Genomic DNA, 10,081 nt, shown 5'->3' on the forward strand with positions numbered 1-10,081 from the left:
TCCAATCCCGGTAGATCACCTTACCGCTTTCCAGATTGATCCAGCGCCGTCTCTTGATGTGATAAAAGACTTTATGACCTCGAATAGGGAAATCCTGCACCACAATCTCTGAAAAAAAACCTTTGGACTGAACCTTGATCGAATTCCACTCTATAGGAAGGTTATTGAGCTCTTCTAACTGGATGTGAAAAGTATCGGGATCTTCGATCACATTGGTAAATTCAAAATTCTCCAGGATAAATTCTGGTAGAAATAGCCTCAGTAAAGATTGCGTAGCAGATGGCATAAATACAAACAATTATAAGTACACAAAGCTATAATTTTAAACCTTGCTCCACAACTTTTGGCATTGATCCCTAAGTTTGGGCACCAGTCAAAAAGATTCATTTGATTCCAAATTACTAAAGAGCAAGCTTTTACCGGATTATCCGGTCATAAACAAGTTTTTAACTTTAACAGATTGAGAAATGAAAAGTAATTAAAACCTGTCCATTCTTTTTTGGCACCGTAAATCAAAAGCTGACATCAATGGCTATGCCCCTATTATCTGTAGAATTTCCATTGATGGAAAACAGATAGAGTTTTCTACAGCAAAAAAATCCCTAGTCATAGGTGGGATATGGAAAAGAAAAGGGTCTTGCCTTGTCCAGATGTAAAAAGTATCAATTTCGCATTAAACAGGATACAATGTGAGCTTGAAAAACATTTTACCATACTACAATCAATGCATGAGGTAGTAAGTCCTTTAATGCTGAGGAACAGTTATATAAACCTTTCTACGGATCATAATGAAGGAAAAGAAAAAACAAAAGATAAGATTCCAACCTTGCTGGAACTAGCCTCTCTTCATATTGATGGCTTCACTTTACTAGTGGAAAAAAACCTGAGATCAAAGGAAACTTTAAAACAGTGGAAGTCCACAAAGAAAAAGATAGCTGAATTTATTATTCACACTTTTAAATCGGAGGATCTTGAGCTTTCAGAAATAGACTAGTCCTTTGCTCAAAAATTTCACACGTTCTTAATTGTTAAAAGAAATCCATCCATTCAGGAGGCGGCAGCTATGAAGCAGATTAAAAACACTAAACAGTTGCTCAACATCGCTGAAAATAATAAATGGATTGTTAAAAATCCGATAGAGAAATTCAGATGTGGAGCAGAAAAGCCTGAAATTCTACCTTTAGAATTGTTTGAAGTAGAAAATATCTGGCGCAAGAATGTTAGTATCGACAGGCTAATAAAAGTACGTGACGCTTTTATATTTCAGTGTTTCACTGGCTTCGCCTACCAAGATATATACAATCTATCACCCAAAAACATTGTAAAAGTCGGGGCAGAAAATGAAAAGTGGCTAATCAAGGAACGAGGTAAAACAAAAGTCAACGAAATGGTGCCGATTCTCCCAATAATCGCTGAAATTATCACTAAATATAAGGACGATCCTTATAGCAAATTTCATAAAAGATTAATCCCAGTAAAACAGCAATTTCAGGTACAATTGCTATTTAAAGGAGCTTTCTGACCTATGTGGCATTGGTCGACCTCTTAATAGCCATTTGGCGAGACATACCTTTGCCGATTAATGCTTAACACTATGGATTTCCCTCTAGAAGAAGTTAGTAAAATGCTCGGACATAAGAATATCCGAACGACACAAAGATATGCTAGGATCAAAGAGTGGGATCAGTAAAAAAATGAACCTCTCCAAGCAGTTGTTATTTGATGCAGACGGACAGCTTAAAACGGTTGTACTTCCTTCAACCGTTTAAAATATATTTATAAATTTGAGGAAGGAGTTTCCTTAGGTTATTCTCACCTTGAACTATTTGGTGTATTTAGCCTTATAATTGATTTTGGTCTATACAAAAACAGGGCAAACGAGAATGAATCTTATTTGTCCTGTCAAGTCAGGGTGGCAGGATGCCGAATCAATGTATTAAATACCTTATTTTCAATCACTTACTTCCTCCTGAAATATCAGGATGTAGATTAGGGCATAGATCATTTCAAATCAAATCAGCTTAAACCATTTTTTCAACTATCGCCCGATAGCTGCCGAAATCCATGTATTATTATCAAAAGATAAAGGATGATTCAGAAATCATAGCTAAACTTCAGGAATTGTCTTTGGCTTATCCAACTGAAGGACAGGATCTATACTATGGAAGAATCCGTACACAGGGCTATAAATGGAATTATAAAAGAGTCAGGTGCGTGTATCTATTACTAGGATTAAATCAAAGAAGGAAAGTACGCAAGCGTTTACCAGCGCGGGTAAAAACTCCGCTGTTACGTCCGGATAATCCTGAAGAAATGTGGTCTATGGACTTTATGAATGATGTGCTGACCAATCAAAGAAAGTTCAGGACACTAAATGTCATAGATGATTTTAACCGGGAAGCCATTGCTATTAAAGTTGCTCATTCGATGCCGGCGGTAAGAGTAACCAGAATATTGGAACAAGTCATTTGCGAGCAAGGAAAACCAAAATATATCAGAGTTGATAATGGACCAGAATTTATAAGTAAGGAATTCAGTACCTGGTGCAAGGATAATCACATTGAAATTCGATATACACAGCCCGGAAGGCCTATGCAAAATGGATATATAGAACGTTTTAATCGCAGCTTCAAGGAAAGTATTCTGGATGCGTATTTATTTGATGATATAACGCAAGTACAGCTACTAGGAGGAATGGGTAAACGATTATAACTCAAAGAGGCCACATGAAGCTTTGTAGGGTAAAACGCCGCTGGAATATAGAGCACAATGGAGCCTCAGCATGCAGTCAACTCCTGCCGAGTCGACTGCATGCTGAGGGATAAGAAATAATATATAGATTTGAATTCTCGCCTCCTAAACCGGTTCGAAAAAAGGGAGGGTTACAAGTTCATTTGGGTACATACGTGTTGGAAAGCTTTCTATTTGAAGGTTTAGGTTAATTATGACAAGATTGAGTTATCGTGATATTAGCGAGGGATTACAGTAAAAATACAGCTAAGCCAATTCTCTGATTCAAACTAAAGGTTCAATCAAATCAAATATATATTTGAAATGCTTAATATTGTCTACCTTACCATTAGCCAACACCCAATTGCAAAAATTCCTTTTTTCTTGCTTATTGATGTATGTCTCCTTTGTTTCTAAAAGCACACATCTTGTTCCTCTCCTGCAAAGTACCCCCAGCCGTGCTAAGGTCGAACCACTTTGAGCAAGTTTTAATTAGAATGGCATCCATACAATTGAAATAGACTTGATATAGAGTAAATAGATGTGATTTAAAACATCACATCCATTATTTACGTCAGAACTGGACAAGGTTTGTTGTATCTGACCACAGTAATAGATCTTGGTGATAGAAAAATAATAGGCTAGGCATTAAGCGTAACGATGAAGGTAGCTGATACAGTGACACCTGCATTTAAAACGGTAACAAGAACATGTCCGATAACACAGAGACATATCTTTCATTCTAACCCTGGAGTTCGGTATGCCTGCAATGAATTCAAAGGTTTACTAAAAAAACTCCATTCATCATTATGAACATGAGCAGAAAAGAAATTGTTGGGATAATGCTGTGGCAGAGAGCTTCTTCAAAACACTTAAAGCTGAATGTGTTTAGCATAAGTTTGCAGATAAAGAGCAAGCAGCACTCATCGTTTTTGAATATATAGAGACCTGGTACGACCGTAAAAGACTACATTCTGCATTGGGGGTACATGTCCCAGGAACAATATGTAGTCGGTAATTAAAACTGCACAGAAATCGGGAAATAAGAGTGGTTCTTCGCCAATTTTGATGCAATGACATGAATTTTGGATTTATAGATAAATGCTTGTCAATCAGCATGTTTATTGTCATTTTATCTTGTTTTACATCTCATTTTTATGTAACTTAAAGGATTGAATAACAGATATTTAACCTTGATTCTACCTCACACACTCCACCAAAATCTTGCAGCCTTATTTTATGCTGACTGCAAGATCAAAATATACCGGTTAGAAACACAAACATAGATAATTAGGCTATTTGCCCAAAGACCCGGAAAGCATGCCCAATGTCCCATGTGCTTGAAGAATAGCCATACTGTACGATCATTCTTTTTCAGAACTCTTATAGACCTTCCTATGGTTGGTAATAAGGTTTTTATCATCCTTAAGATACGCCGCTTCGCATGTAAAAACCTCAAATGCCCTAAGTTGATATTTTCAGAACGTTGCAATGATATTACTAAGCCATATTCTAGACGAACTGAAAGAGCCACAGGGTATTTAAGGCAGATACTTATTGAGATATCTTCAAACAAAGGTGCTTACTTTTCTAAACTGATGCAAATTCCCGTCAGTAACAATACTTGCCTCAGGTTAATTAGATCATGCCTGTACATGATAATCTGTTGTGTGTGGGCATAGATGATTGGGCAAAACGAAAAGGAATGAACTATGGATCGATCCTCGTTAATGCAGAAACTGGCCGCACCATTGATCTTCTAAATAGCAGGGGTTCAAATGATGTTATAGATTGGTTTTCAGCTCATCAAGAGGTTAAATATGTAACCAGAGATAGAGCGACAGCTTATGCAAGTGCAATTACAAAATCAATACCTGCAGCAAAACAAATCGCTGATAGGTTTCACTTAGTAAAGAATCTTGGTGATGCTATCCATGAAGAAATCAGACTCGAATACGGTCATTTGAAGCAGGTTGCAAAAAATCTTTCCGCTGATGTAAAGATAATGTCGTCCAACACAGCAGGTGTGGATACTCATGATGACGTTGGTCCAATTAGTGAGCCAGGTATTTCTTTATACATGACTGAAAGACAAGAGAAGTTTCAGTTAATGGTAAAGTTAAAAAAAGATGGACATAGCCTAACTAACATTGCCCGGAGAATGCAAATGAACTGGCGTACCGTGAAAAAATATTTGACATCATCACTACCATCGATCAAAAGGGAAACACGTGTAAATTACAATAAGTATATTAACCAAGTCAACCACATGGTCAATTTGGAAATCAATCCTACAGCCATGTTTAAGTCGCTTAAGGATCTCGGCTTGAATTGTTGTGAGCGCTCTTTTACCAGGTGGTTTACAATAAAGTTCCCTGCTTATCAGTACAAATGGAACAGGGCATGCCTTCAACCATTAGAAAATAAAAAACCTAGCATTTGGATCAATTATATTCCTCCTTTAAAAAAGCTAGCGATATTTATAACGAATCCGGGTTATGGCGTTTCAAAAGAGACGGGCGAGTGCTCAAAGGAAAAAGAAATTGTGGATGAAGTGGTAAATAAAGTTCCTATTCTGGCCAGCCTTCGTAAGGCTTACATCGACTTTAGGACAGTTTTGAAAGGAGGATGCCCCGAACAATTAGATGTGTGGATAAAAGAAGTTCAATTAATCGGTAGGAAAAAAATAGATCGCTTTTGTAATGGATTAAAGAAAGACATTCTGGCCGTGAAAAATGCCATCATTCATAACTGGACTAACGGGTTAGTCGAAGGATGTGTAAACAGGTTGAAAAACAAAAAGCGTGAGATGTATGGTCGATGCGGATTTCAATTGCTTAGACGGAAGGTTTGTCTTTCAGTAATGGGATGATTGCATCAAAATTGGCGAAGAACCACTCTTATTTCCCGATTTCTGTGCAGTGCTATTTACCGATTACACTATATGGTAGAAACTTAAATAAACAAAATATTGCAGCTTAACTGAATGTTCATTTTACTGTTGCAATTCCAGCCTATCTTTTCAGCTCCAGCCATTAATGACTTAATAGTAATACCATCAGGTGTAATCTTACAAATATCTCTCAAATGCTCTGTACTGAAGTTCCGTCCAAAATACTTTGAAACTATTTTTAAACAAGTCGGCCCACAATCATACTGATCAACCTGCTTATAAAAAGGAAATTTTTTTGTATTAAATATATTCATTAAAAATTCTTGATTAATACTATATAGTGATTAAAGAAAAATGGTTTTATACTTCTCACTGTTGCAGTGATTTATTCAATTCCCAGACATTCAAATATAGATCAAAGTTACAAAGGTCAGCCTTATGAAATTTATCTTCAATCATAATTACATCTGAACTATCGATACATGCGTATCTATACTGGCGGTCTTTACAAAGACCGATCATTCTTTGGTCAAAAAACATTTTTTTCTAAACTTCTCATCACTGTTGACGCTTTTTATTAGATAAGTCAGAATGTTTCCAAAAGAGGACATACGTCTTTACACAATATTATGTTATTTAAATTTAATAACAAAGCTCAATATCGTACTATTTTTAACAAAAAATCACTTACACAAGTTACAAACTCACATTATTTAACCATTAAGTTTAGTTTCATATATTAGAGGTTATTATGTTTAATATTAACATGTAAAAAGGGTTTAAAATAACATCATAATACATAACATAATGACAGTAATATATCTAATATTGCACGATAATAATTTTATTATTAAATATTCAATAGAATTAAGATAATGATATAAAATTTTAAGAAAAAAATAGTCGTTTTCAAAGCAAATTACATTACATATTAAAAACATTAAGAGCATTAAGAGCATTAAGAGCAAACTAGTTATTTCGTTATTGATCGTAGATATTCACAATTAAACTAAATAATTAAATCATAATTTATCATAAAAACAATATGATCGAACTAGATAAACTAAGCAAAATTGGAATGGGAACATACAGAATGAGTGATCACTCTAGTGAAAATAGAGAGGCTTTATGTTATGCCATTCAAAAGGGATGTAATTTGATCGATACAGCATCAAATTATATGAACGGTGAATCTGAAAAATTAATTGGAAGATTTTTGAATAAAGTAGACTATAATGAAGTTTTTATTATATCCAAGGCAGGCTATATCTCCGGGGAAAATATAAATATTCTAACAGAACTAAATAAGGATGGCAAAGCGCTAACCGGTGTGGTTAATATCTCTGATAATTTCAAACATTCAATACACCCGGATTATCTACAATTCCAAATTGATTCGTCTTTGAGAAGGCTCAATCGTAAATTTTTAGACTGCTTTATGCTACACTCTCCGGAATATTACTTTCAGGATAAAATTAATAAACCCAATAGAAAGGAATATTATACCAGAATAAGAACTGCATTTGAATTTCTGGAGGATAAAGTACAGAAAGGCATTATAAGATACTATGATGTAAGCTCCAATACTCTACATACGGATTACAAAATACCAAATAGCACCGATATAAATAAATTAATACTGATCTCTAAAGAGACCTCAGTAAATAATCATTTTAAGATGATTCAATTTCCATTTAATATTATTGAACGAGAAGCCAGTTTAAACAACAAAAATCACAATAGAAGTTTACTAAATATTGCTAAAGAAAATGGCTTGACGACTTTAGGAAACCGACCACTAAATGCAAATTCACAGCAGGGCCTTCTCCAATTAGTCATTCATGATCTTAGTCACTTGAATTTAAATGATAAAGAAGGTTTTGTGACTTGGAATGAATGCATAGGCATTATAAAAGATAGATTGATAGAGATTGGCAATGATTCCGACATTACTGATATCAGAGTTCTAGTTGCTTTAGAACAAAATTGGATGAAAATTGATAATAAAGCTGCTTTTGAGAAAATATTCCATGGCTTATTTTTTCCATTCATTAATTTAATATTTGACGATAAAATCCCTCTTGAAGCTGATCTTTTATTTAAAAAATTTGAATCAATTTGCTGGAACTACCATCTTAAAGCATTATCGGAAAAAACTATAAAGTATCTTAAATTGAATAATTTAGAGTACCTTACAAAAGGCACTAATTCCCTCCCCTTCAAATTATGCAAAGAATATTTATCTCTTGGCATTGACCATGTTTTAGTTGGGATGCGTAAAAAACAGTATGTTAACGATATGAAAGATTTTTTTTAAGTCTTCTTTTAGTAAGAAGATTTTAAAAATGTACTCTTTTCTAAATTAATTGGAAACAGATTGGATATTCTGGACGATGCTGACCCCACTAAAATGTGCATAAAGAATGAGTTGATTTAGGCTAGCAGATTTGCGAACCCTGTCATTCCGGCGCATACTGACCCCCTTATTATTGAACAACTGGTCGTACCGGAGCATACTGACCCCTTGATTGATTTGATTTTGGTTTATTTAGGTGAATATTCTTTCACTTAATCCGAGTGCTGATGGCTGGAAAAGCAAAAGCAATGAGTCAGATCAAACAACTATTACGCCTGCATAAGCAGGGAGATTCCATTAAAAGTATTGCCCGCATTCTAGGTATCAGCAAGAATACAGTAAAGTCTTATTTGATCAAGTTGGCCACCGGCAAACTTGCTGTAGCTGAGTTATTGGCTCTTGAAGATCCAGTATTAGAAAGTAAATTCCATGCAGGTAATCCCGCTTATAAAGATCCCAGATTTGAACATTTGAGCGCTCATCTGGAAAGCTACAGGAAGCAATTGGGACTGGTTGGTGTAACCAGAAAACTCCTTTGGGAAGAGTATATCATCGATTATCAGCAAGGTTACAGTTATTCGCAATTCTGCTTTCACTTGCAGCAGCAATTGCGAGCCCGCCGACCAGGAATGAAACTGGATCATCAGCCAGCCGATAAACTATTCGTAGACTTTGCAGGGAAGCCCCTTCATTATATTGATCATTCTACCGGTGAGGTGGTTTCCTGTCAGGTATTTGTAGCCTGCCTTCCTTTTTCCGATTACAGCTTTGCAATGGCAGTTCCCAGCCAGCGAATTGCCGACTTCCTTCATGCATTGGGCTGCTGCCTTCAGCATATTGGCGGCACGCCTAAAGTACTGGTTCCTGATAACTTGAAATCAGCTATTATTAAAGCAGACCGTTATGAGCCAGATGTAAACCGTTCATTGGAAGACTTTGCCAATCATTATAATATTACAGTTGTTCCTGCAAGACCGCGAAAACCTCGGGATAAGGCTTTGGTTAAGAACCAGGTCAAACTGATCTACAATCGGGTTTATGCACGATTACGCAACCGGCAATTCTTTTCTCTGGATGCACTGAATGAGGCTATAAAGGGAAAAATAAAAACACATAACCAAACCAGGATGCAGCAAAAACCATGGTGTAGAGAAGAACGGTTTCTGGCTGCTGAGAAGCATTTGCTTTGTCCCTTGCCCGAAACCACTTTTGAACTGAAGTATTATTGTGAGCCAAAAGTAGCTAACAATAACCACATCTATATTGGTAGGGATAAGCATTATTACAGTGTACCTTTTACCTACGTTGGTGGCCGTGTAAAAGTGGTTTACATGCGTTCTATGGTCTATATCTATGCTTCTGGCAAACAGGTTGCAGTTCATATCAGGAGCTACCAGCCAGCCGGATATACGACTATTAAAGAACACCTGAACTCCCATCACCGGCATTACATGGATAGAAGTCCTGCTTATTATATAGAAAAAGCAAAGGAGAAATCTGCTGAATTACACCTGCTTGTACAGCTTCTTTTCGAGCAGCCGCGGCACCCTGAACAATTATACCGAACATGTGATGGCTTGCTACGTCTACAGAAAAAGGCACCTGCCGCGGCCTTTGCCAAAGCCTGTGAACTGGCTATTGAATACCGCAACTTCTCTTATCGTTTTGTAGGGCGAATCCTGCAAAATAACATGGAAGATCATCAGGTAGATATTCCGATGAAATGACACCAGTATTCCGCACTAAAGTACCCCATTTATTCCGGGGCAAAACACGCCAGCCAGACCGGCCGTAACATCACTAAGCAAGAGTGATATTTTCCAAAGTTAGTGATTCTTTTTCTTTCTCAAAGATTTGCCCGTAAGGGCGATTCTATGTGCAGAAGCTGCCAGTCTGTCCATAATAGCATCGGCGAGTGTTGGTTCATCAATAAAGTTGTACCAGCTGTCCACTGGTAGCTGTGAGGTAATCATGGTAGCACCATTTCCATACCTGTCTTCCAGAATATCCAGCAGAGCAATCCTTGCATCATTATTCAGCGCCTTGAGGCCGAAATCATCCAGGATCAGTAGCTTATTAGCGGAGATACCCCTAATCCATTT

Annotated in this window: 9 protein-coding genes; 6 read left to right on the forward strand and 3 right to left on the reverse strand. The window is 36.5% G+C overall.

Features of this window, described 5'->3' with window-relative positions:
• Positions 1–286 (reverse strand): ISAon1 family transposase N-terminal region protein (locus LY11_RS25990; RefSeq protein ID WP_449415915.1); only part of this gene is annotated, 286 nt, incomplete at its 3' end.
• Positions 287–619: 333 nt separating this feature from the next.
• On the opposite strand from LY11_RS25990, the gene LY11_RS25995 reads away from it, so the two are divergent.
• From LY11_RS25995 to LY11_RS26020, 4 genes are all read left to right on the forward strand, one after another.
• Positions 620–994 (forward strand): hypothetical protein, encoded by a 375-nt coding sequence (locus LY11_RS25995; protein WP_170132782.1) that lies wholly within the window; start codon positions 620–622, stop codon positions 992–994.
• 69 nt (positions 995–1,063) lie between these two features.
• Positions 1,064–1,522 carry a site-specific integrase gene (locus tag LY11_RS26000; RefSeq protein WP_111636498.1) on the forward strand — a complete coding sequence of 153 codons (459 nt, stop codon included), beginning with the start codon at positions 1,064–1,066 and terminating at the stop codon, positions 1,520–1,522.
• A 542-nt stretch (positions 1,523–2,064) separates the two neighbouring features.
• The gene (locus LY11_RS26010; RefSeq protein WP_111636500.1) at positions 2,065–2,712 is read left to right on the forward strand and encodes a DDE-type integrase/transposase/recombinase; all 648 of its coding nucleotides are present in this window, start codon (positions 2,065–2,067) and stop codon (positions 2,710–2,712) included.
• Positions 2,713–4,375: 1,663 nt separating this feature from the next.
• Positions 4,376–5,602, forward strand: coding sequence for an ISL3 family transposase (locus LY11_RS26020; RefSeq protein ID WP_111636502.1), 1,227 nt, complete (start codon positions 4,376–4,378; stop codon positions 5,600–5,602).
• Positions 5,603–5,685: 83 nt separating this feature from the next.
• Here LY11_RS26020 and LY11_RS27345 read toward each other — a convergent pair whose 3' ends face one another.
• Entirely contained in the window at positions 5,686–5,937 is a 252-nt protein-coding gene (locus tag LY11_RS27345; RefSeq protein ID WP_111636503.1) for a cysteine peptidase family C39 domain-containing protein, read from the reverse strand.
• A 731-nt stretch (positions 5,938–6,668) separates the two neighbouring features.
• Between LY11_RS27345 and LY11_RS26030 the strand changes: the two genes are divergently transcribed.
• On the forward strand, positions 6,669–7,940 hold the full coding sequence (locus tag LY11_RS26030) for an aldo/keto reductase (RefSeq protein ID WP_111636504.1): 1,272 nt from the start codon (positions 6,669–6,671) through the stop codon (positions 7,938–7,940).
• A gap of 266 nt (positions 7,941–8,206) precedes the next feature.
• Entirely contained in the window at positions 8,207–9,706 is a 1,500-nt protein-coding gene (istA, locus tag LY11_RS26035; protein ID WP_111636505.1) for an IS21 family transposase, read from the forward strand.
• A gap of 99 nt (positions 9,707–9,805) precedes the next feature.
• On the opposite strand, the gene LY11_RS26040 is transcribed toward istA, so the two are convergent.
• Positions 9,806–10,081: ATP-binding protein (locus LY11_RS26040; RefSeq protein ID WP_170132785.1), on the reverse strand; the 276-nt coding region annotated here is incomplete at its 5' end.

The organism is Pedobacter cryoconitis, assembly GCF_003259615.1.
Taxonomy (GTDB): Bacteria; Bacteroidota; Bacteroidia; order Sphingobacteriales; family Sphingobacteriaceae; genus Pedobacter; species Pedobacter cryoconitis.